Source organism: Thermodesulfovibrio hydrogeniphilus (genome assembly GCF_054657355.1).
Genome location: NZ_BAAHYW010000001.1, coordinates 2,248,163 through 2,269,565, shown reverse-complemented (window position 1 = coordinate 2,269,565; position 21,403 = coordinate 2,248,163). Strand labels below are relative to the sequence as shown.

The 21,403-nt window shown below is 35.1% G+C and carries 21 protein-coding genes; 9 read left to right on the top strand and 12 right to left on the bottom strand.

Annotated features, from left to right (window positions below; all coding sequences use genetic code 11):
- Nucleotides 1–62: 62 nt before the first annotated feature.
- The 5 genes from ACYQ3P_RS11550 to ACYQ3P_RS11530 all read right to left on the bottom strand — a co-directional run bounded on the left by ACYQ3P_RS11550 (nt 63) and on the right by ACYQ3P_RS11530 (nt 5,164).
- Nucleotides 63–1,169, bottom strand: coding sequence for an IS4 family transposase (locus ACYQ3P_RS11550; protein WP_460178014.1), 1,107 nt, complete (start codon nt 1,167–1,169; stop codon nt 63–65).
- A 475-nt stretch (nt 1,170–1,644) separates the two neighbouring features.
- Nucleotides 1,645–2,106, bottom strand: a complete 462-nt coding sequence (locus tag ACYQ3P_RS11545) for a transposase (RefSeq protein WP_460178013.1) — start codon at nt 2,104–2,106, stop codon at nt 1,645–1,647.
- Between the two features lie 185 nt (nt 2,107–2,291).
- Nucleotides 2,292–2,807, bottom strand: a complete 516-nt coding sequence (locus tag ACYQ3P_RS11540; RefSeq protein ID WP_460178012.1) for an ATP-binding protein — start codon at nt 2,805–2,807, stop codon at nt 2,292–2,294.
- Nucleotides 2,808–2,867: 60 nt separating this feature from the next.
- On the bottom strand, nt 2,868–3,644 hold the full coding sequence (locus ACYQ3P_RS11535; RefSeq protein WP_460178011.1) for an AlbA family DNA-binding domain-containing protein: 777 nt from the start codon (nt 3,642–3,644) through the stop codon (nt 2,868–2,870).
- Nucleotides 3,641–5,164 carry a type I restriction-modification system subunit M gene (locus ACYQ3P_RS11530; protein WP_460178010.1) on the bottom strand — a complete coding sequence of 508 codons (1,524 nt, stop codon included), beginning with the start codon at nt 5,162–5,164 and terminating at the stop codon, nt 3,641–3,643. Before ACYQ3P_RS11530 ends, ACYQ3P_RS11535 begins: the two co-directional genes overlap by 4 nt.
- A 182-nt stretch (nt 5,165–5,346) precedes the next feature.
- Here ACYQ3P_RS11530 and ACYQ3P_RS11525 point away from each other — a divergent pair, with 182 nt between their 5' ends.
- A complete protein-coding gene (locus ACYQ3P_RS11525) occupies nt 5,347–5,589 on the top strand; it encodes a nucleotidyltransferase family protein (RefSeq protein WP_460178009.1) in 243 nt (80 codons plus the stop codon).
- A gap of 12 nt (nt 5,590–5,601) precedes the next feature.
- Here the strand turns inward: ACYQ3P_RS11525 and tsaD are convergent, their stop codons facing one another.
- From tsaD to resB, 3 genes are read right to left on the bottom strand one after another with little or no spacing between them, the layout of a single operon-like run.
- Nucleotides 5,602–6,603 carry a tRNA (adenosine(37)-N6)-threonylcarbamoyltransferase complex transferase subunit TsaD gene (tsaD, locus tag ACYQ3P_RS11520; protein ID WP_460178008.1) on the bottom strand — a complete coding sequence of 334 codons (1,002 nt, stop codon included), beginning with the start codon at nt 6,601–6,603 and terminating at the stop codon, nt 5,602–5,604.
- Complete coding sequence (gene ccsB / locus ACYQ3P_RS11515; RefSeq protein ID WP_460178007.1) at nt 6,604–7,665, bottom strand: c-type cytochrome biogenesis protein CcsB; 1,062 nt, start codon at nt 7,663–7,665, stop codon at nt 6,604–6,606.
- Nucleotides 7,662–9,071, bottom strand: coding sequence for a cytochrome c biogenesis protein ResB (gene resB / locus ACYQ3P_RS11510; protein ID WP_460178006.1), 1,410 nt, complete (start codon nt 9,069–9,071; stop codon nt 7,662–7,664). Before resB ends, ccsB begins: the two co-directional genes overlap by 4 nt.
- A 68-nt stretch (nt 9,072–9,139) precedes the next feature.
- On the opposite strand from resB, the gene ACYQ3P_RS11505 reads away from it, so the two are divergent.
- The 5 genes from ACYQ3P_RS11505 (at nt 9,140) to ACYQ3P_RS11485 (ending at nt 12,898) form a co-directional block, all read left to right on the top strand.
- Nucleotides 9,140–9,541 carry a glutaredoxin family protein gene (locus tag ACYQ3P_RS11505; RefSeq protein ID WP_460178005.1) on the top strand — a complete coding sequence of 134 codons (402 nt, stop codon included), beginning with the start codon at nt 9,140–9,142 and terminating at the stop codon, nt 9,539–9,541.
- Nucleotides 9,542–9,657: 116 nt separating this feature from the next.
- The gene (locus ACYQ3P_RS11500) at nt 9,658–11,664 is read left to right on the top strand and encodes a cytochrome c family protein (RefSeq protein ID WP_460178004.1); all 2,007 of its coding nucleotides are present in this window, start codon (nt 9,658–9,660) and stop codon (nt 11,662–11,664) included.
- Nucleotides 11,664–12,296: a cytochrome b/b6 domain-containing protein gene (locus ACYQ3P_RS11495; RefSeq protein WP_460178003.1), complete on the top strand. Its 633-nt coding sequence runs from the start codon at nt 11,664–11,666 to the stop codon at nt 12,294–12,296. Before ACYQ3P_RS11500 ends, ACYQ3P_RS11495 begins: the two co-directional genes overlap by 1 nt.
- A 25-nt stretch (nt 12,297–12,321) precedes the next feature.
- Nucleotides 12,322–12,693 (top strand): cytochrome c3 family protein, encoded by a 372-nt coding sequence (locus ACYQ3P_RS11490; RefSeq protein ID WP_460178002.1) that lies wholly within the window; start codon nt 12,322–12,324, stop codon nt 12,691–12,693.
- Between the two features lie 70 nt (nt 12,694–12,763).
- Nucleotides 12,764–12,898 (top strand): hypothetical protein, encoded by a 135-nt coding sequence (locus tag ACYQ3P_RS11485; protein ID WP_460178001.1) that lies wholly within the window; start codon nt 12,764–12,766, stop codon nt 12,896–12,898.
- Between the two features lie 54 nt (nt 12,899–12,952).
- Here ACYQ3P_RS11485 and ACYQ3P_RS11480 read toward each other — a convergent pair whose 3' ends face one another.
- The 4 genes from ACYQ3P_RS11480 to ACYQ3P_RS11465 form a co-directional block, all read right to left on the bottom strand.
- The gene (locus tag ACYQ3P_RS11480) at nt 12,953–13,123 is read right to left on the bottom strand and encodes a hypothetical protein (protein ID WP_460178000.1); all 171 of its coding nucleotides are present in this window, start codon (nt 13,121–13,123) and stop codon (nt 12,953–12,955) included.
- 244 nt (nt 13,124–13,367) lie between these two features.
- The gene (locus ACYQ3P_RS11475; protein WP_460177999.1) at nt 13,368–14,231 is read right to left on the bottom strand and encodes a peptidylprolyl isomerase; all 864 of its coding nucleotides are present in this window, start codon (nt 14,229–14,231) and stop codon (nt 13,368–13,370) included.
- A gap of 984 nt (nt 14,232–15,215) precedes the next feature.
- Nucleotides 15,216–17,936: a pyruvate, phosphate dikinase gene (gene ppdK, locus ACYQ3P_RS11470; protein WP_460177998.1), complete on the bottom strand. Its 2,721-nt coding sequence runs from the start codon at nt 17,934–17,936 to the stop codon at nt 15,216–15,218.
- A 64-nt stretch (nt 17,937–18,000) separates the two neighbouring features.
- Complete coding sequence (locus tag ACYQ3P_RS11465) at nt 18,001–18,726, bottom strand: YdcF family protein (protein WP_460177997.1); 726 nt, start codon at nt 18,724–18,726, stop codon at nt 18,001–18,003.
- Nucleotides 18,727–18,969: 243 nt separating this feature from the next.
- Here ACYQ3P_RS11465 and ACYQ3P_RS11460 point away from each other — a divergent pair, with 243 nt between their 5' ends.
- The 3 genes from ACYQ3P_RS11460 to ACYQ3P_RS11450 all read left to right on the top strand — a co-directional run bounded on the left by ACYQ3P_RS11460 (nt 18,970) and on the right by ACYQ3P_RS11450 (nt 21,338).
- Nucleotides 18,970–19,107: a hypothetical protein gene (locus tag ACYQ3P_RS11460; RefSeq protein WP_460177996.1), complete on the top strand. Its 138-nt coding sequence runs from the start codon at nt 18,970–18,972 to the stop codon at nt 19,105–19,107.
- Between the two features lie 20 nt (nt 19,108–19,127).
- A complete protein-coding gene (locus ACYQ3P_RS11455; RefSeq protein ID WP_460177995.1) occupies nt 19,128–19,316 on the top strand; it encodes a hypothetical protein in 189 nt (62 codons plus the stop codon).
- 693 nt (nt 19,317–20,009) lie between these two features.
- Nucleotides 20,010–21,338 (top strand): methyl-accepting chemotaxis protein, encoded by a 1,329-nt coding sequence (locus ACYQ3P_RS11450; RefSeq protein WP_460177994.1) that lies wholly within the window; start codon nt 20,010–20,012, stop codon nt 21,336–21,338.
- Nucleotides 21,339–21,403: the final 65 nt, after the last annotated feature.

Genomic DNA, 21,403 nt, shown 5'->3' with positions numbered 1-21,403 from the left:
GGACAAGAAAATTTGCTTTTTCAAAATCAGGTTACCCCCCTTTCTTTTTATTTGCTGTCCAATTAAACAAGTCTAAATTTTAACTGTTCTATTTGAGGCTCAATTTGCGGTGTCTCTGTCGGTTTATTTATCCATTCCCGTAAATTCCTATATGTAAATAGGTTTAGTCTCAACAATGCAACTAGATTACTTAATGACCATCCAAATGTTGATAACTCCTTCAGATACTTCAGTATCAGTATCGCTATTAATGCCGTCCATATCTGTATCTTAAGTGCATTCGCTGATGTCCCTACAAAGGTTTTTACTCTTAGATTTTGTTTCAATGTCTTAAAAAATCTGCCCTGCCATCTGTCTTTGTATATCTCTGATATGGTCGTTGCACCAAAGTTCAGTTGGTTCGTGAGTAGCACAACCGTATCTTTTGTTTCCTTATCCATGACCTCTATCCTCCGTAGCTCATATGGACAGTCTTGCTCTGCATAAAAACCCTTAAGCTTGATTATCTCGTCCCGAATTATGTTTCTGTTCTTTGGCACTGGTAGGCTCTTTATCACTTTATAAGAGGCGTTGTCCTTTAACCTTGTTACAAAATATACCCCCTCCTCTGTCCATCTACCAAATAAAGCATAGTCAACACACCCTCTGTCTATTACTACTATGGCACCAGAACAAAATTGAAGTCTCCTTAATATGTTTACTTCGTGCACTTTACCTTCTGTTATATGCGCATATTCAGGTAAATATCCTGAGTGGTCAAGTAGTAAATGCAACTTTACCGCACCTTTAGTCTTTCTGAATTTTGCCCAGTCAAATACTGTTGCACACAACTCTATTACAGATGCATCAAAGCTCATTAGCTTGTTCTTAAATCTGAATTTCCTCTTGCCAGTAAATTTAGACTGACATCTCTGAAGAAGCATATAAAATACTGCTTGAAAAAGTTCCCACGGTCTGTGTTCATTTGCATAGGCAAGGGTAGAGCTCTTTGGAGCTTCTTTTATACCAAGATGCCTTAACTTGCCAACGCAACTGGCAAGTCCATTACATATCTCTCTTAGAGAATGCGCCTGCCCAAGTTGACAAAATAACATAGCTACAAATTGCCCCCAACTCGGAAACCCTTTTGCTCTATGCTCAGCTTCTGTCTGCTTTGACTGACTTCTCAAATTCTAATCTTGGAAAAAGGGATAGAATTTGACTGAAAATACTGCTATACTTATTCATATACACCTCCGATCTGGGTCTTTAATTTTTAAGCTAAATGTTTATCTATTTTACCCAGATCGGAGCTTTTTAAAAAATTTATTTTGGACAAGAGTGATTCAAATCATCATTAAAATGGAAAAACATTTTCTTTTTTCTTTCTTTAATTTCAATTTTGACACGATTAATTTCGATATTCATACTGACCTCTCATAATATTTTTTCTTCTATTATATATAGATCATTCCTTCCTGCACAGTGTGCGTAGCTGAACCTATTTCCATTTGTTTGAATTTGGTTTCTTGTTTTTCCATAGCACCTTCAATATTTTATATAATTTTCATCCTTTTCCCAGTTTTTGGGATTGTCAGTGATATATTGACGTATTTGGTGCAAATCGGTTTCATTGCGAATGATATGTTCGTAATAATTGCGTTGCTAAACGGTATAAATATCCGTATTTTGACGAAACCATTTGGTAACGCCGATTTTAAATCCACGAACAATGGAACCCAACGTACGCGATGGTGAACGATAACGGTTATTATGTAGGGGCGAAAAATTTTTCGCCCTTACATTTTGTTTGTTTTTCGTGCCATTTTCATTCAACATAATAATCCCATGCACATGGTTGGGCATTACCACAAATTCATCCAATACAACATGCCGAAAATGTTGTGGTATTTCCAACCAAAAATTTTTTACAATATTACCAAATTCATTCAATATCATTTTTCCATACACCACATTCCCAAACAAACATTGCCGATTTTGTGTACAAATGGTAATAAAATATGCACCTGATTGAGAATAATCATAATTCTGCAATCGTATGGAACGGCGGTGGTGTATGTTGGGGTCAAATTTCATATTTTTCTGCTTTTTTGAATTTTCCCTCATTCATAGGCACAATCCCTCTTATATAATATTGCCTTGTATTTACATTTTATTAGCCCATTATTAACCGTTTGTTAGCCTTTTCTTTATCTTTTACCAGGTTGTTCCCCAGATATTCGCCACATTTGTCAACCTTATGCCAATATAAATTATTGCCTCGTCTTTGACTTAATTGCCTCATTATTGCCTCATTTTTGCCTCAATTCGTAATAAATTTCTCTTTTAGCCTCACCATGCATTATAACAATACTTTTTTCAACAAGTTCCTGAAGGTCTCTCGTGACTGTTTGTCTTGATATCCCGGTTAATTCCTGATACTTCTTATTTGTAATCTTTCCCCTTTCTTTCACATAAAGCACAGCCTTAATTTGTCTTTCGTTCAGTCCCATTTTTCTGAGTTCATTTTCATTAAACCTATCTTTATAAATATAAACCGTGAAATCTCCAATACCTTCTTTCCTTTCTACAAATTCTGGCTCAGGAAGTCCCTGTTCTTTAAAAGGTCTAATCACTTTTAGCGTACCAGAGCCCCACTGCTCCACAATACCTGCATAATAAAACACAGAAGCAAGCAGGGGATTGCGCTGTCTTACAGGATGGTCGGTTTTCAAACTCTCTACAGTGAGAGGGAAAAGAAGCTTTCCGCTGTTCCAGAAAGTTATTTTATCATCATATACTTTTATCTGAATAGGCGAAGTGTCCATATAATCTTTGTGTATGAATGCATTAGCAACAATTTCCCTAATAGCATCAAGTGGATAATCTCAGATATCACGACGTGAAAACCCTTCAATGCTATCTTTTTTCACCGAAGTGTCAAACCTAACATTTAAATGTTTTTTGATGGCTTCAATTGTTTGCTCAAATTGTTGAAAAAGATTTCCTTCTATATCTACAGTGTCCAAAATATCTATTTCAGTTTTAAATCTCCCCACTCTTGTGTAAGCTGTGAAAAAATGCTTTCTTGGGTCTTTGCCAAAAAGTAAAATAGATGCTCTTGTTAATTTGTTATTGTCATCTATTAGCTTCAATTTTGAAAGCATAAGTCTAACATCTTTTTCTTGCTCTATATGGGGCAAGCGTTTTTGTGCAAGCTTTTTGAATAGTTCAATTGTATGAATATCTAATTCATCTATGTCAGCCTCAATTGGCAAACTATCCCATGTTTTTCCTGATTTTTCCAGCAGAAAAGCAGAAAGTTCAAGCCCTGATAATTCCTGAACGGTACTTCCAACTCTAATATAAAATTTCCCTTCAAAGGGAACTGGATAACCAGCCGAATCTATCTCTATTTTTATAATGTCAAATCCCTCGTATTTCTCTTCTCTTACTACCGGTGTTATATTCAATCTATTTCTGATTTTATTAGGCAGGCTTTCAAGGAGTTTTTTCTTTTGGCTTTCAGGAATACCTACAGGCTTACCATAGTCATCTACACCTATGTACAAAGTTCCTCCCTCAGAATTAGCAAAGGCTGATAAAACCTTTAAGTATTCATCACGACAAGATTCTTTAAATTCTATGTTTTGGTTTTCTTTCATAAAGTAATCCCTATTTGCCTTAAAACTTCATTTAGTTTTTCCTCTGTCCGCACCTCTTCTTCTTTTGCTTCTTTTAGTAAGACAATAGCCTCATCAAGGGGTAAAGTGTTATCTTCTCCATTGGTAGATACGTATCTTGATGGGCTTAAATTATAGTCGTTTTTATTAATTTCTTCTTTGGTGGCAATCTTACTTATTCCCTCCTCTTCTTTAAAATTAGAAAAAAAAGAAGCAATTTTCTTAATAGCCTCATCGGGAATGAAATTTTTCGGCCTTCCTTTTTCAAAGAGTTTAGAGGCATTGATAAGAAGAACTTTATCTTTACGCTCAGGCTTTTTATTTTTATTGATGACGAGAATAATCCCTGCGGAAGTAGTGTTATAAAACAAGTTTTCAGGAAGTAAGATAACCGATTCAATAAAATCGTTGTCAACAAATGCCTTTCTAATATCTCTTTCACGGTTGGACCCTTCATTGCCTGAACCTCTGGAGACTGATCCAGTATCTAAGACCACAGCCATTCTACCCTTTTCATTTAGAGAGGCAAACATATGCTGAATCCATCCCCAGTCTGCAGAACTTAAAGGAGGATAACCGTAAATAAACCTATTATATGCATCATTTTCATAGGTACTTTGTGGAAAATTTTGATTCCACATGGGATTGGCAACAACGATATCAAATTTTCTTAGTGAACCATCAGGATTTAAAAAGGCAGGTCTATTCATCGTATCGCCCAAAGCGATATTTGCCTCCATACGATGAATGAAGGCATTCATCTTTGCCATGGCATAGGTGCCATGTAACACCTCTTGTCCATAAAATTTAAGTGGCTTAATCTTTGGATCATTCCCATATTTTTCTTTAAACCGTAAATAACACTTAATAATGAGTCCACCAGAGCCAAGGCAAGGGTCATAGACCTCTTCCCCCTCTTTTGGATCCACAATATAGGACATTAAAATTGCTACTTCTCGGGGTGTATAAAATTCTCCAGCGCTCTGACCTGAACCTTCTGCAAATTTTCTTAAAAGATACTCGTATGCTCTGCCTAAAATATCAGGCTCTACATCATTAAGTCCTAAACGATATTTGCTCAGAGTATCTATAAGGAGCTCTAGTTTATCATCACTTATAATCCTCTGACCTGCTGCAGTTGCGTTATAATCAACAATATCAATAACTCCCTCAAGTTTAGGGTTTAGTCTTGCAATCTTTCGTGTAGCATCGGTGAGGTGTTCGCCGATTTTTGTGCTTTGCATTCTAATATTTTCCCATCTCGCTTCTTTGGGTAAATAAAACCACACCAAAGAATGGTCTTGTTCTATGAGTTCTTCAGCTATTTCTCTACTGCCATAGTCTTTTGCAATTTTTCCCATTTCATCTTCAAACACATCAGAGAGTCTTTTTAAAAATATCAATGGAAGAATGTAATCCTTATATTTCGGAGCATCAATTTCACCTCGAATTTTACAAGCTGCGTCCCATAGCCAGTTTTCAAGTGTTTTGATATCTAACACGTTTAACTCCTATTTCAATCCTGCTTTTTTTAAACTGACGATTAAATATGTTTGCGGGAATAAACCTTTCTTAAAAAACAATATTTCATATAGTCTGGCCATCTATACACAAAATAATAGATTACAGAAGAAAACAATAACTGTCAAGGAAATCAAAAAGCTCAATTGTGATATAATTTTATATGAGCAAAAAATCTGTGCAGAGTCTTGATGATATAATAAGAGTTCTTCGGGAACATAAAGAGGAAATTAAGCAGAAGTATAAAGTAAAGGAGATTGGTGTTTTTGGCTCTTTTGTCCGAGGAGAGCAAAATAAAAGAAGCGATGTAGATATTTTGGTTGAATACACTGAAGTGCCGGACCCTTTAAAATTTATTGAGTTGCATTGCTATGTCCAATCTTTATGGGGAGCAGTATTAGAATAAAATAATGCATGATTAAAGAGGCATATAAGCCCTTGCATTAAGGAAAAGGTCTGAAGTTTCTCCTTTACGATATCTGTGATATCCAGCAATTGCAATCATTGCAGCATTGTCTGTACAAAGAGATTTTGATGGAAGATATGTATCAATTCCTTCATTTTTAAGCTCCTCAGCTTTACGCCTTAGTTCACTGTTTGCTGCAACACCACCTGATATTACAACTTTATTTATTTTTTCCTGCTTCACAGCCCATCTAATTTTTTCAATTAATACATCAACAACTGAAGACTGAAAAGCAACTGCTATGTCTTTTTTAATTTCATCAGAAACATTTCCTTCATCAAAGCCTAATTCACGAAGCAAGACTTTTACTGCAGTTTTAAGACCACTGAAGCTAAAATCAAGTGTTCCATGAAGATAAGGTCTTGGAAGATTGAATTTGTTTGGATCACCTTCTTGCGCAAGCCTGTCAATTGAAGGACCGCCAGGATAGGGAAGTCCAAGCATCTTTGCAACCTTATCATATGCTTCACCTGCTGCATCATCCCTTGTTCTTCCAAGCTCTTTATAAACACCAAAATCATCAACTCTGTAAAGACATGTATGACCACCTGATACAATCAAGCTAAGAAAAGGAAAATCTGGATATCTTTCTTCAAGAAAAATAGCTTGAATATGACCTTCAAGATGATTTATTCCAATAATTGGCTTCTTTGTTGCAAAGCTTAATGCCTTTGCAAAGCATACTCCAACAAGAAGAGAGCCAATAAGTCCTGGTCCATGACATACTGCAATTAAATCTATGTCTTCTAAAGTTTTTTTAGCATCATTTAATGCTTTCTCCACAACTTCCCAAATCCATTCAATGTGTTTGCGGGAGGCAATTTCAGGAACAACTCCTCCGTATTTACTGTGAATTTTAATCTGAGAAGAAACAATATTGCTTAAAATTTTTCTGTCCTCAAGCACAGCACATGATGTATCATCACAGGATGTATCAATGCCGAGTATAATCATTTACATGCTTCCGTAAGAGTGTAGTCCACTTAAGAAAAGATTTACTCCAAGATATGTAAATATTGTTACAATAAATCCCACTACTGCGATAAATGATAGCTTAGCTCCTGTCCAGCCTCTTAAGAACTTTGCGTGAAGATAAAAGGCATATACAAACCATGTAATCAATGACCATGTCTCCTTTGGATCCCATCCCCAGTATCTTCCCCATGCCTGATCAGCCCAAATTGCACCAAAAACAAGCCCACCTATTGTAAAAATTGGAAAACCAAAGGCAATTGCCTTATATGTTATGTCTTCAAGTAAATTCTCATCAATTTTAAGTGCTTGTAACAACTTTGACAGTACATTTCCCCATTTCCAGAAAACAAATATCAATGCAAAAAGAAAGAGCCAGCTAATAATTGAAATTACAATTGACGGATTTGCCAAAGTTGAGTGAAAGATTTTTACTGTTTTTGGATTTGATGCTGTTGCCATATCAATTATCAAGGATAAGAAAACAAAAAACATAAGAGCAAGTATGGCTGTTGAAAAAATATACTTAAAAGATTTTTTGCTATCGGCTGTTACTATAATATGAAGAACTCCTGTAATAAAGCTTATTGCAAATGCTGCATAGGCTATAAAACTTAGTGTTACATGAGCAAGTAGCCAGTTACTTTTTAAGGCTGGAACAAGGGGTTGAACTTCCTTTGTTATTCCTAAAACATCAGTAAGTCCTATTGTTATTCCTGCAAGGGCGGAGACAAAGACACCAAAACTTTTATTTTTATATTTCCATTCAATAAATAGATAGCCAATTACAATGCACAATGCAAAAAACACTAAACTTTCATAAAGATTTGTAATTGGAATGCTTCTCATAAATGAATGATTTATCTCATACATCTCCTTAAACCTTTGAATAAAACCAAAGATGTGAATCAATGCACCAGCAGAAAGTGTTACAGTTGAAACATAACCTAAATTTTTGTTTTTTGTGAGAACATAAACAATATAAAGTGGCATAGCAAGAATATAAAGTAATCCAGCAATTGATATAATTTGAAAACTGCTCATGCTTTCTCTCCTTTTATCTTGTTTATTATTTCATCAAGCTGTTTTTCAGAGACAAATTTTCCCTTTGAAGAAGGACAATAAAAAGTAACTTTATCTTTATCTATTGTAACAAAATAGGTAATTGGACGCAGAAATAAACATATAAAAAGTCCAATGCACATAAGTATTGAACCTACGTAAATAAGAGGAACTCCAGGGTCTTTTCTTACCTGAAGTCCTGTAAAATGTGCTCCCCAAAGTTCATTAAATTTTAATTTTCCATATGGTGTATCCCAAGTCTCTGGAATTCTTTTTAAAATCCATTGCTCTGTTTTTTTTTCTCCATCTTCAAATACAACCAAAACAGCAGGATTTATCATCTCAGTTGTCATATTAAAAAGTCTTCCTTGCTCATCTATTCCCAGAGCTGGAGAAAAATCTTCAACAGATGCTATGACTGAAGTGCCCGGAATTTTGAATTTTTCTTCAAATCGGGCTTTTAATTGAGTTTCTTTTCCATTTTTATCTATAAATGTAAATCTAAATTCAGCATTTTCTGTTGGTTGAAATCCATAACTTGCCTGATAAAAAGTTATACCTTTGTATGAAAAAGGTTGGTTCACTTCAATGATTACTGTTTCTTTTCCATTAAATTTAACAGGCTGACCATTTTCAATAATTCTGATGTAGCTTCTGTATGCCTTTGGCACTGCTGAATTTTCATAATACTCAACCTCAAATTTATCGCAGGCAACTTGAAATCCAAGAGGAATTGATTTTCTCTGGTCAGAAATGACAAAGTCAGCTGAAGTTCCTTCAACGATGTTCATAAAACCTCTAAATCCAAAAAAAGTTCCTATTAATGCTCCTGTAAGAATAATCAAAATACTTAGATGCGTAAGATAAACAGCAAGTCTTGTTTTGCTCCATTTTTTGCAAAGTAATTGAAAGCCCTCATTTGTTTGAAAGGAATGAGTCCTGAATCCTTGTTTTTTTAAAATTTCTATGACTTTATCCAATACTGCAGAACCATCCTTTATCTTAAGCTCCTTTTTTATCGGCATTTTTTCTAATACTTGATTTGGAATAGATTGAGGTGGTGTTTTAAAGGATTTCAACAAATGGGGCAATCTGTCCAATGAACATACTATCAGATTAAGTGCAAACATGAAGAGTAAAAAAGTAAACCACCAGCTATGATAAACATTATTTAAATCAAAAAGGCTTACAATTTCGTACAACTTATGGGCAGTATCAATGGTAAAAAACTTTGCAAAAAATCGTATTGTAGCTTCAGGCTCTGGCTGTTGGGGAATTACTGTGCCAATAGATGCTGCAACTGAAATAACAATAAATAACGCAATTGCAAGGTCAACAGAGGCAAAAAAGTTCCAAATTTTATCGTTCCATTTTTCAAGCTTTGACATTAATTCACCTCTTTTTTAAAATTTCAATTGAATAATTTATCACATTCGTGCTATATTTTTCTATGAAGATGGCTAAGAAAATACTTTATATACTTTTAGTTTTAACTTGTCTTATTGTATTCTCAGGTATTTCTTTTGCAGAGGCAAAGAAACAAGTAACTTTATACTTATTTTGGAGAGAAGGATGCCCTTACTGTGAAAAAGAAAAACTTTTCTTATCTCAAATAAAGAAAAAATATCCTACACTTGAAATTAAAGACTACGATGTAATTTCAAACATTGCATCCCGAGAACTTTTGATGACCATGTCAAGGGCATATGGAATAAATCCTTCAGGAGTGCCTGTTACATTCATAGGGAATCAGGGTTTTGTAGGCTTTAACGAAGAAATTGCCTCCCAAATTGAGAAAAATATTAAATACTGTCTTAAAAATATCTGCCAAGACCCTCTTTTTTATAAAAGTCATTAATTAAGTTATTAAAAAAGTTTTATACCTTCCTTAGCATTTTTTATTGATATTATCTCTGTCATTTGTGTTATAATTTTCCAAACTTCAAATAAAAATCCATTTTAAAGGAGTGGCATATGCGAGCGATTTTTATTGGTGGATTTGTAATCCTGTGTTTCTTGATTTCTTATTTTGTGCCTTTAAACGATGCTGTTTCTGATGATGCCAAATCATGTCTGCGATGTCATGGAATCAAGACACTTCAAAAGTTGACGGAGAAGGGTGATAAGATTTCTCTATTTGTTGATGGAGCAAAGTTTGAAAAATCTGCTCATGGAGCTATGGATTGCTCCTCCTGCCATCCAAACATTAATCTTAAAAATCATCCAAAACCCAGAAAAATAGCGAATAAAAGAGTTTACACCGAAGAATTTTCCAAAAATTGCCTGACATGTCATCAAAAGACATCTCTTTTGAAACCAAGAGTTCATGGTGTTGTTGCAACAAAGGGTGAGGTTCTTTGTTCAGAATGCCACGATGCCCATTACATGACATCCATCAAGAAATGGAAGGATTCGACAAGCTTTACAGAATATTGTATGGCATGTCATAAAACATCAATGACAAGGCGGCTTCCAAGTGGTGAAACAGTTTCATTAAAAGTTAATTCAGACGAAATTAAAAAATCAGTTCACGGAAATTTCCAGTGCATAGTATGTCACAGTGGTTTTTCAAAGAAAGAACATCCAATTTACAATTATAAATCAAGAAATGAGTACAAAGCCGGACTTTCAAAAGAAATATGTCAGAAATGTCACACTGATGAGCAACTCAAGAAAAATCCAACCCATTATGCATTAACAAAAACTGCTTCATGTATTGAATGTCATGGATATCACGGAGTTAAATCTGCAAAAGTAGCAAAGAATCTTCCTGAAAATCAGTACTGCTTAAACTGCCACAGCAGAGCACTTACAATGAAAATGAAAAATGGAGAAACATTATCCGTACAAGTAAAGGAAGCAGATATTCTCAACTCAGTCCACAAAAAACAAAAATGCACAGATTGTCACAAAGAATTCTCAACAACCCAGCATCCAGTTAGAACATTTGAATCAGTAGCTGATTACAGGGCTCAATCAAAGCAGATTTGTAACAGTTGCCATCAAAATGAAGTGAAAAAATTTGATATAAGTATTCATGCAGAAGCAGTAAAGAAAGGCAATGCTCAAGCACCAGACTGTTTAAAATGTCATGGAGAACCTCATAAAGTTGCATCTATTAGCAAAGATAAATCAGCAAGCTTAGAACTTTGCGTAAAATGCCACAGTGATTCAGGAAAGGCATTTAAAAACAGTGTTCACTTTACTGCAATGAATCAAGGAAAGAAGGATGCTCCAGACTGCGTATCCTGTCATAATGCCCATGATGTTTTATCAACAAACATTGCAAAACTTGGTGATTCATGTATAAGATGCCATAAAGATGCAAAGACAACTCACAATAAATGGCTATGGAATCCACCATTTAGGCTAACAAGCTTTGTTGAAACTCACTTCAAATCAGCTACATGTTCATCATGTCACACAAGTGGGGAGAAGGCAATAATCCTTACTCTATTTGACAGAGCAAAAGGTAAGCCACTTACAGCTGAAGAGGTTGCAAAAGTTTTAGGTGTAGATGTTAAAGAAGTTAAAGCAAAGGTTGATTTTAACAGTGATGGAAAAATACAAGAAAATGAACTCTGGCAGTTCATGAAAATGATATCTGACAAAACAAAAGCAAATCTCTCTGGAAGAATTGACATAGCCATAGCAAATGATGCTCATAAGATTGAAGCAAAAGACAAAGCAATTAAAGACTGTGCAGTTTGTCACAATCCTTCTGCTCCATTTACAGGAAAATTGGAGATTAACCAAGAAGGAGCAAAACCTGTTAAATTTGCTCTTGAAACAAAGACTGTCAATTCTGCCTTTGCAATACCAAACATAAAAGACTTCTATGTGCTTGGACTCACAAAAATCAAAATTCTTGATACTTTATTCTTCTTGGCTTTGTTAGCAGGTATAGCAGTTCCAATAGGACATATAACACTTAGAATCTTAACTGCGCCAATTAGAAGAAAGAGAAGGGAGGGAAAATAATGAAAAAGATTTATTTACATCCATTACCAGTTAGGATATGGCATTGGATAAATGCAATTGGTTTTATTATTCTAATTATCACAGGAGCTCAAATAAGATTTGCTGATTCAATGGGACTTATGAGTTTTGAGACCGCTGTTCAGATTCACAGTTGGCTTGGATTCATACTTCTTGCAAACTATTTTATATGGCTCATATACTATGTTGCCACAGGCAAACTATTCAAAATTTACATTCCTCCTTTCTGGAAACCAATAGAATTCACAAAAAAAGCCATAAAACAGGCAAAATATTATGGTTTTGGTATAATGATTGGAGATAAAAACCCGCATCACCCAACACCTGATAACAAATTCAATCCAATGCAGCAAGTATCGTATTTGATGATTATGGTTCTTCTTATTCCACTTCAGATTCTAACAGGCTTAGTTCTTTGGGATCCAAAGGCTTTTGGCTGGTTAGGCTCTATAATGGGTGGAATTCAGATTGCGACATTGATTCATACAGGACTCTGGATTTTCTTCAGCGCGTTCATACTTGTTCATTTTTACCTTGCAACATTAGGACACACTCCAATGGCGCATATTAAAGCCATGTTTACAGGATATGAAGAAGAACATGATGAACACTAAAACATATGAAAGGAGGTGAAAAGAGATGAAAATTAAAAAAGGGTTACTTGTATTGGTTGCTACATTTTTCATGTTTGCTATTTCCTTTGTTTATGCTCAACCACAGGATGTCTACAAACTTCATTGGGAAGGAGCAAAGTTTCCGGCTGTTGATTTTACACACAAAAAGCATGCAGAGGATTATAAGATTGATTGCAAGGTATGTCATCACAAAGATGCAAATCCTGCAGAAAAGGCTCAGAAATGTACCTCCTGTCATGATATTGCAGAAGAAAAGGATGGAGCACCAAAGGCAATGGATGCTTATCACAAAAACTGCATAGATTGTCACAAAAAGGAAAATGAAGCTGGCAAGGCTGCTCCAACTAAATGCAACGATTGCCACAAAAAGTCTTAGTAAATGGTTTAAAATACTAAATTCAAAGGGAGACCATCAGGTCTCCCTTTTTTATTTTTAGAGGTCGCTTATGGAAAGATTCAAACATTTCATAGGCAAAGATGTAAACTTTAAAAAACTAAGTAATTTCAAAATATTTGAACAATACGGTATTAAATGCCAAAGTTTGCCCGATACGATAGTTTTGAAGAGTTTGAAGAAATAGAGTTACTGATAAATGAAACAGTTGTTCTATGCATTGCAATACTCAATGGACAAATCAAGAGAATAATGTTTCCCAAAAATAGAGATAGAAATCCAATAATTGGTATAACCATTTGAAAATTAAGCATTTTTTGCTGTCATTGCGAGCATCCGAAGGATGCGAAGCAATATCTACTTTATTTTTCAATAAAGCCTTATTAGAGACTGCTTCGCCCCAGATTGCCACGCTATCGCTCGCAACAGGGGGGCTCGCAGTGACGAGTGTCTATCGCTATTTTTGGGTGTTTGTTAAAATAAACAAAGAAGACCCTGATGCATGCAGTCCTTTGACAAAAGAAGAATTGAATAACTTATTACAAATAAATGGCGAAAAATTAATTCAATTTTTTGAAAGCATCACATCATGAACTAATTCTTATTTGATGGCGGTGGCTTTTTATAATTATTACCACCGCCCAATCATTTATTGATTAACGAACCTGTGGAGACTGTGAGGTTGGGGCGAGTATATCCTGTAAAACCTTTTCATTTACCTCAACCTTGTGTTTCTTCTTGAGCTCTTCAATGTAGCTGTTGAACCATTCTTGTTGTTTCTTAGCTTTTAACTGTTCTGTAAGTTGATTTTTAATCTGCTCAAACTCAACAGGTGTTCCTTTTACATCGGTAACTTTGAAAATATATATATCACCCTTTAGAGTAAGGGGCATACTGACCTGTCCTTTTCTGAGATTAAATACTAAATTTTCAATCTGTGGATTAAGTTGTCCTTTTTTGAAAAATCCCATATCACCGCCACTGGCTTTTGTCTTCTCATCCTTTGAAAGTTCCTTAGCTATTTTTGCAAAATCTTCACCTTTATCAACTCTTTCATATACTTTTTTGGCTTCATCTTCATTCTTTACAACAATCTGGCTTAACCTCACTTCTGTAGGTTTAATAAATTGGTCTTTGTTTTTCTCATAATATTCCTGAGCTTCCTTTTCTGTAACTTCTTGAAGCCCTTTTATTTCCTGCTCAAGAAGCATATTAATAAGTGTTATTTTCTTGAACTCCTCAACTCTTCTTTTGAACTCATCTGATTTTGCTAAACCTTTTTTCTTTGCCTCTTCATAAAGCACTTCTCTTTTAATTAGCTCATCTTTAAGGCGATTAACTCCTTCAGGTGATGCTAAAAATAGCTTGGTTTGGGGTGGAAGATTTTTTAAATCCTCCTGTAACTCTTGCTTTGTGAGTTTTGATGAACCTGCCTTCACTACTACTTCATCTTTACCTTTGCTGCATGAGAAGATAAAACTGAGCAAAAAAATGCAAACAACGATTTTAAAAAGCTTCATTTCATACTCCTTTCCTCTTTGAAATATTGCAAAACCTTAGATTTTTATTAAAACAAATCTCACAATTTAAATGCAACTTAAACTAATTGATTCTATAAAATTCATTACAATCTATGAAATTCTTTACACTCTATCAAAGCGAGTTAGGCTCACCTCAACATTGTGATGCCTCATGATGACTAAAAGGAGTCACTGCAAGGCATTATTTTTTGTCATTTCGAGCCTACTGTCTATGTTTTTCAGTCATTGAGAGTACTTCCCTCCTCGTTATTGCGAGGATGCGTAAGCACCTGAAGCAATTTCGCCTTTCTCTTGAATTGCTTCAGCATCCTTATGGATGCCTCGAAATGACTGTGTAGTGTGTTGCTGTTTTATTTTTCAGTCATCACGAGGCTTACGAATCAAACCGAAGTGCTCTATTTTTTAGGGAATAAAAAAGAGATTGCTTCGTCGCTATCGCTCCTCGCAATGACGGAGAGGGGAAGTCCTCGCAATGAAAAAGGAAGGGGTCATTGCGAGCCTTACCGATTATTTTTTCCGTCATTGCGAGCCTGCCGACAGGCAGGCGAAGCAATCTCTCTTCCTTTATTCCCATCCTGTCATTGCGAGTGAAAAGCACTGCGTGGCAATCCCGTTCCTTATTGAAAGAGAAAGGCGAGATTGCTTCGGGCACTTCGTGCCCTCGCAATGACGGAGAGGTGTTCACCATGCACCATCCACGAATCACCATCTACCAATCACCATCCACTAAACACTACTTAAAGACTGCTTTGCCCCAGATTGCCACGCTATTGCTCGCAACATAAGGGGCTCACAGTGATGGAGTGTTGGACTGCTACGCTATCGCTCAATAAAAGGAAAGCTCGTATTGACCGAAGTTAATTGTTAAATATTTAGCTTTTAAAGATAAAAAAAAGCATGGCAACTCATGATAAGACGAGCTGCCATGCTTTTTATGAGCTATAGTAAGTCTAAATTACAATATTACAATGTAGCCTTTGAGACTTTGGCTCCCTTTTCCTTTAATTTTGCATGAGCTGCTGCAAGTTTTGCTATAGGAACTCTGTAAGGTGAACAACTTACATAGTTCAAACCGATTTTATGGCAAAACTCAATGGATGCAGGATCACCGCCATGCTCTCCACAAATACCAAGCTTGAGATTTTTGTTGACCTTTCTTCCTTTTTTCACTGCAATCTCCATAATCTGTCCAACACCCTCTGTGTCAATTGATATAAAAGGATCCTCTGGTATAATTTTATTGTCAATATAATATGGCAAGAACTTACCTGCATCATCCCTTGAAAGTCCGTATACAGACTGTGTTAGGTCATTTGTTCCAAAGGAGAAAAACTCAGCCTCTGTGGCAATCTGATCCGCTGTAATTGCTGCACGTGCAAGCTCTATCATAGTTCCAACTGTGTATTTCACTTTAACGCCGTATGATTTCATTACATCCTCTGCTGTTTTTACAACAAGTTCTCTCATTACTTTTAGTTCGTTAACATGTGCAACCAGCGGAATCATTATTTCAGGAATTACTTTTATTTTTTTCTTTGCAAGTTCGCAGGCTGCCTCCATGATCGCTCTTACTTGCATCTCATAAATTTCTGGATATGTGATTCCAAGCCTACATCCTCTATGACCAAGCATTGGATTAAATTCTGCCAATGCTTTAACTTTTGCCTTTATCTTTTGCACAGAAACGCCTGTGTCCTTAGCCAAAATTTCAATCTCTTCGTTTGTCTTTGGTATGAATTCATGAAGAGGTGGATCAAGTAGTCTTATTGTAACAGGTAAGCCTTTCATTTCTTTGAAAATTCCTATGAAATCTTCTTTCTGGAAGGGTTTGATTTTATCAAGTGCTTTTTTTCTGTCCTCAACTGTATTTGCTAAAATCATCTCTCTGAAAGGTGTAATTCTTTCAGCTTCAAAGAACATATGCTCTGTTCTGCAAAGTCCAATTCCTACTGCTCCAAAATCCCTTGCAACGCGGGCATCTTTTGGAGTGTCAGCATTGGCTCTTACCTGAAGTTTACTTATCTCTTCAGCCCATTGCATTATCGTATAGAATTCTTTTGGAAGTTTTGGCATCACAAGTGGTGCCTGACCAAGAATAACTTCTCCTGTTGTTCCATTTAGGGTTATAAAATCTCCTTCACTGACCTTTATATCTCTGACTGTAAAATATTTTTCCTCTTCATTGATATTTACTGCTCCACAACCAACAACACAGCATTTGCCCATTCCTCTTCCAACAACCGCAGCATGGGATGTCATACCTCCACGGGCTGTGAGAATTCCTTCTGCTGCAGCCATTCCACCAATATCCTCTGGTGAGGTTTCATCTCTTACGAGAATAACCTTTTCACCATTTGCTGCCCATTCTTCAGCGTCCTTTGCAGTAAAAACAACCTTACCAACCGCAGCTCCGGGGCTTGCAGGAAGTCCTTTTGCAATGACTTTAACCTTTGCATTAGGATCAATTGTCGGATGAAGGAGTTGGTTTAGCTGTTCAGGTTCTATTCTTAAAAGTGCTGTTTTCTTATCAATAAGCTTCTCCTTTACCATATCTACTGCAATTTTAATTGCAGCTGCGGCTGTTCTTTTTCCTACCCTTGTCTGAAGCATATAAAGCTTTCCTTCTTGAACTGTAAACTCTATGTCAAGCATATCTCTATAATGCTTTTCAAGCTTTTTCACTATATTTTCAAGATCAGAGTATACTTTTGGCATTCTCTTTTTGAGCTCATCAATTTTCATTGGAGTTCTAATACCTGCAACAACATCTTCACCCTGAGCATTTGGTAAGAATTCGGCAAAGAACTTCTTCTCTCCTGTTGAAGGGTCTCTTGTGAAACCAACGCCTGTTCCTGAATTTTCTCCCATGTTTCCAAAGACCATTGCAACAATATTGCACGCTGTGCCAAGATCATCAGGAATGCCGTGAAGTCTTCTGTAAGTTACTGCTCTATCACCAAACCATGATGCAAAAACTGCCTCAATTGCCATTTTTAATTGCTCATAAGGGTCTGAGGGAAATTCTTTTCCAGTTTCCTTTTTATAAATATCTTTAAATTTTTTAACAAGATCCTTAAGGGTTGCTACATCAAGGTCAGCATCAGATGCTACACCTTTTTTCTTTTTTACTTCATCAAGCAAATCCTCAAATTTTTTTCTATCTATGTCAGAAACTATACTTCCAAACATTGTTATAAATCTTCTGTATGTATCATAAGCAAAACGCTCATTGTTTGTTTTTTCTATTAAACCTTTTAAAGTTTCGTCATTTAAGCCAAGATTTAATACTGTGTCCATCATGCCTGGCATTGAAAACTTTGCTCCAGACCTTACTGAAACAAGTAAAGGTTTTTTGGGATCTCCAAATTTTGCTCCCATTGATTTTTCAACTTTTTTAAGATTAGTAAGAACCTCATCCCACATGCCCTCTGGAAACTTTTTTCCCTTGTTAAAATACTCACGACAAGCCTCAGTTGTGATTGTAAACCCCGGTGGCACAGGAATTCCAAGATTTGTCATTTCGGCAAGTCCAGCTCCTTTTCCACCTAATAAATCCTTCATCTGACCTGTTCCTTCAGCCTTACCATCTCCGAAGTAGTAGACATATTTTTTCTTTAGAGTAGTTTTTTTGGTTTTTGAAGTTGCTTTGGCAGTTTTTTTTGTTTTTTTTGACTTCAATGCCATTTTAGGCTCCTCCCCATTTAATTTATTAAATGCTATTCATAATACTATGAAAATAAAAAATTTTTCAAGAAAAATTAAAGCTCAAAATCAAAAGAGCAAGGTATTCTCTTAATCCTTTGACTGCAAGATAAAAACTGCTGAATTTGGGTAAAAAGTCATAGATATTATAACTGCCACGAATCTTAAAATCTGTTGGATACGGCAAAACTTCAACTCCAGCTTTATTGAACAATTTTTTTGCCCTTTGCATGTGATAAGCAGAGGTTACAAGGATGACTTTCTTAAAATTTTTTTCCTTGCATTTATGAGACACATAAATAGCATTCTCTGAAGTATCTCTACTTTTCTTTTCAACAATTAGATTTTCCCTTTCAATCCCAATTTTTACTAAAAAATCAGACATAAACAGGGCATCTGCAATTTTTCCCTCACCAGCTCCTCCTGAGACAATGATTGGAAGTTTTGTTTTTTGATGAACAAAATACGCAGAAATTGTTCTGTTTGCTGTATCCTCTGAAAATGAATTTTCATTCCTTACGCCACCGCCTAAGACAACAATAGCATCTGCCTCAAGAGTTTTGGGAGTTTCATATTTTTTCTCAAGGGGATAAAAAATTAAATCTTTTGCAGGTTCAATTGAGATTAAATACAAAAATAAAGCAGAAAAAATTGCTATAATGCGAATGGATTTTCTCTTTTTCTCAACAAAAGCAATAAAGATAAAAATCAAAATAAAAAGACCCGGTGGGAGAATCAAAGATGTCAAAAGTTTTTTGAGAAAAAACATCATATTGACAGCTTCATAACCTTTTTTTATTTTAAATTATGTCTCATTCAAATCCTCAATTAAAGCGAGTTAACATAGCCTATCTTGAAAGCATAGGAATAAATCATAATAATATAAAAAGGTTTCTTAAGTCTACTTTACGCATTAGATAATAAAAAATGTCCGTAAAATTATAGAATACCTTCTGAGTTAAAAAGACTAAACTCAAGAGGACAAAACATAATACAGGAGTTTGATATGCAATTAATGACAAGGTTGATAAAAAACTACATAAACGCATCAAAAAACAAAAAATCTGAAATTATCAGACAGTATGCTGAAATCTCAGGTATTTCAATATCTACGGCTCAGAAGAGACTGAAAAGATTTGAAAAAAGTATTTGACAGGACAATATCATACAAAAATGAAAAATACTCAGAAAAACTCTAAAAGAAAAAAGAAGTACAATTGGCAACATATTGAACTATTGAGACAGTGCCTTAAACTTTCAGGTTTTATATGTGCAGAAAGGCTTCATCCAATACTTTCTGTCTGTATTGAAGAACTTACCAAAAATAGCGATAGAAATCCAATAATTGGTATAACTATTTGAAAATTAAGTATTTTTTGCTGTCATTGTATGTTAGATATATGGACATTGCGAGAGATTTTATTTCTGAGGCTATACTTTCTTTTTATGAGATTGCTTCGCCTGCCTGTTGGCAGGCTCGCAATGACCCCTTTCTTTGTCATTGCAAGCCTCAATGATTATTTTTTCTGTCATTGCGAGCCGCACAGAAGGTGAGGCGTGGCAATCTCTCTTCCTTGATGTCTACATTCTCTCACTGTGAGCAGTCTGAAGCATTGCAAAGCAATCCTGTTCCTTTATGCCCCATCCAGTCATTGCGAGGTATCCGTAAGGATGCCGAAGCAATCTCTGAAATCTCCACGTTATTGTTCGCAACAGGGAGTCGCAGTGATGCGTATCTATCTCCATTTTTTGGAAAATAAGCAAAAAAAACAGTTAAAAGATGACTTGAGGCATTTTTTACAAATTAAAAAATGATTTTAGATGTTAAGAAATGATGATAAATTAATCTTCATAGCTTTTAAAGTTGATTGTTAGTAAACACAAAGAAGTAAATACAATTTTGTCAAATCATACAAAATTGTCAGTATTTCATGTTTAAAACGTTTTGATTTTTCAAATTTTTTAATTTGGCATTTTTTTTGTAATAAGCCAGTTTAGTTAATCTTTGCTTTTTCATCATTTAGTTCGTATAAAAAATTAATTGGGAGGGGAGCTATGCTATCTGTATTAAAAATTTTCAAACCTCAAAACAATGGTAAAAATGGGACGGGGGAGTTAGATTTTTTAAGAAATGAAACCCTAAAAAGAGTTTTAGAAAATTCAGTGAAACTGATTGAGCTTGTCCCATGTATAGAAAATGAGACAAAAACACTATTATCTGGAACTTCAGAAATTAAATCCAGTGTAGAGGAGACTTCAAGTAAAATGCATATTCTCAATAGAGTGGTGGAGCAGGTATCATCATTCTCAAGGAGAAATTTTGAAGGAATAAATTTTTTAAGCCAGAATATTAATGATGTAAAAAGTAGTTTTACTGAAACTGAAGAAAGTATGATGGCTGTTAAAGAGGCGGTAATTTTACTTTCAGAAACATCAAAAAAAATGGATGAGACTATTAGGATAATATCAAAATTAGCAACGACAATAAAAGATATTGCTGACAAAACAAAGCTTCTCTCTATTAATGCATCAATTGAGGCTGTTCATGCAGGAGAATATGGAAGAGGATTTGAGGTTGTAGCACAAGAGGTTGGTAAACTTGCACAAGTTACAATGGAGGCAACAAAGGATGTTACTTCAAAAACAAAGGACATATTTGAATTAATTGATAGAGTTACAAAAGGAATAAAGTCAATTGAAGAGCAAGTAGGGAAAACTATGCAAAATTTGATTCAAAATAATGAAAAACTGAATGCAGTAGAAAAACCTATCGGTGAACTTACCTCAAATGCTAAGAAATTGGATGAAATTTCATTTCAGCTCAGAGAAACTTCTAATGTTGTTGAAAATTCGGTAGTTGTTTTATCCGAATTTATAAAAAAGCTATTGTCTTCATCTTCAAGTTTGAACCAATGTGCTGATAACCTTCATAAACTTTCTGAAGAACAAATATTGGATATTGGAAAAGTAAGAATAGGTATCCATCAGATGGCTAAAAAAATTATTGAAGAAGCTGCTAACTCTGAGGAAATCAAATCAATGCACAGATTTACAATGGAAAATTATCTGAGAGATTTATTCAAAAATTACAATATCTTTGAACTCCTATATGTTACTGATGAATACGGAAGACAGATAACAGACAATATATCTGGAGAGGAGTTTAAAGCTCAGTATGGCTCTACAGGTTTTGGTGAGGATTGGTCAAATAGGGAGTGGTTTGTAAGGGCTGTTGAGTTACAATCATCTTACATCTCGGATATTTATATCTCCGTTGCAACTAATTCATATTGTTTTACAGTTTCAACTCCAATTTTTGACAAAAATGGAAAACTAATTGGTGTATTGGGAGCAGATATTGATTTAAAGAAAATAATATCTTGAAATGAAGGGAAATGTAAATTTAAAAAAGATACTTTGATTAGTTTGGATAAGAAAAAGACTTTATC

What these genes read in the sequence shown, in the direction of transcription:
- ACYQ3P_RS11535 (WP_460178011.1), bottom strand. Translation starts at nt 3,644, where the DNA reads ATGAAAGAAAACCAAAACATAGAATTTAAAGAATCTTGTCGTGATGAA.
- ACYQ3P_RS11505 (WP_460178005.1), top strand. Translation starts at nt 9,140, where the DNA reads ATGGCTAAGAAAATACTTTATATACTTTTAGTTTTAACTTGTCTTATT.
- ACYQ3P_RS11545 (WP_460178013.1), bottom strand. Translation starts at nt 2,106, where the DNA reads ATGAGGGAAAATTCAAAAAAGCAGAAAAATATGAAATTTGACCCCAAC.
- ACYQ3P_RS11450 (WP_460177994.1), top strand. Translation starts at nt 20,010, where the DNA reads ATGCTATCTGTATTAAAAATTTTCAAACCTCAAAACAATGGTAAAAAT.
- tsaD (WP_460178008.1), bottom strand. Translation starts at nt 6,603, where the DNA reads ATGATTATACTCGGCATTGATACATCCTGTGATGATACATCATGTGCT.
- resB (WP_460178006.1), bottom strand. Translation starts at nt 9,071, where the DNA reads ATGTCAAAGCTTGAAAAATGGAACGATAAAATTTGGAACTTTTTTGCC.
- ppdK (WP_460177998.1), bottom strand. Translation starts at nt 17,936, where the DNA reads ATGGCATTGAAGTCAAAAAAAACAAAAAAAACTGCCAAAGCAACTTCA.
- ACYQ3P_RS11525 (WP_460178009.1), top strand. Translation starts at nt 5,347, where the DNA reads ATGAGCAAAAAATCTGTGCAGAGTCTTGATGATATAATAAGAGTTCTT.
- ACYQ3P_RS11490 (WP_460178002.1), top strand. Translation starts at nt 12,322, where the DNA reads ATGAAAATTAAAAAAGGGTTACTTGTATTGGTTGCTACATTTTTCATG.
- ACYQ3P_RS11465 (WP_460177997.1), bottom strand. Translation starts at nt 18,726, where the DNA reads ATGATGTTTTTTCTCAAAAAACTTTTGACATCTTTGATTCTCCCACCG.
- ACYQ3P_RS11460 (WP_460177996.1), top strand. Translation starts at nt 18,970, where the DNA reads ATGACAAGGTTGATAAAAAACTACATAAACGCATCAAAAAACAAAAAA.
- ccsB (WP_460178007.1), bottom strand. Translation starts at nt 7,665, where the DNA reads ATGAGCAGTTTTCAAATTATATCAATTGCTGGATTACTTTATATTCTT.
- ACYQ3P_RS11485 (WP_460178001.1), top strand. Translation starts at nt 12,764, where the DNA reads ATGGAAAGATTCAAACATTTCATAGGCAAAGATGTAAACTTTAAAAAA.
- ACYQ3P_RS11495 (WP_460178003.1), top strand. Translation starts at nt 11,664, where the DNA reads ATGAAAAAGATTTATTTACATCCATTACCAGTTAGGATATGGCATTGG.
- ACYQ3P_RS11540 (WP_460178012.1), bottom strand. Translation starts at nt 2,807, where the DNA reads ATGGACACTTCGCCTATTCAGATAAAAGTATATGATGATAAAATAACT.
- ACYQ3P_RS11475 (WP_460177999.1), bottom strand. Translation starts at nt 14,231, where the DNA reads ATGAAGCTTTTTAAAATCGTTGTTTGCATTTTTTTGCTCAGTTTTATC.
- ACYQ3P_RS11455 (WP_460177995.1), top strand. Translation starts at nt 19,128, where the DNA reads ATGAAAAATACTCAGAAAAACTCTAAAAGAAAAAAGAAGTACAATTGG.
- ACYQ3P_RS11500 (WP_460178004.1), top strand. Translation starts at nt 9,658, where the DNA reads ATGCGAGCGATTTTTATTGGTGGATTTGTAATCCTGTGTTTCTTGATT.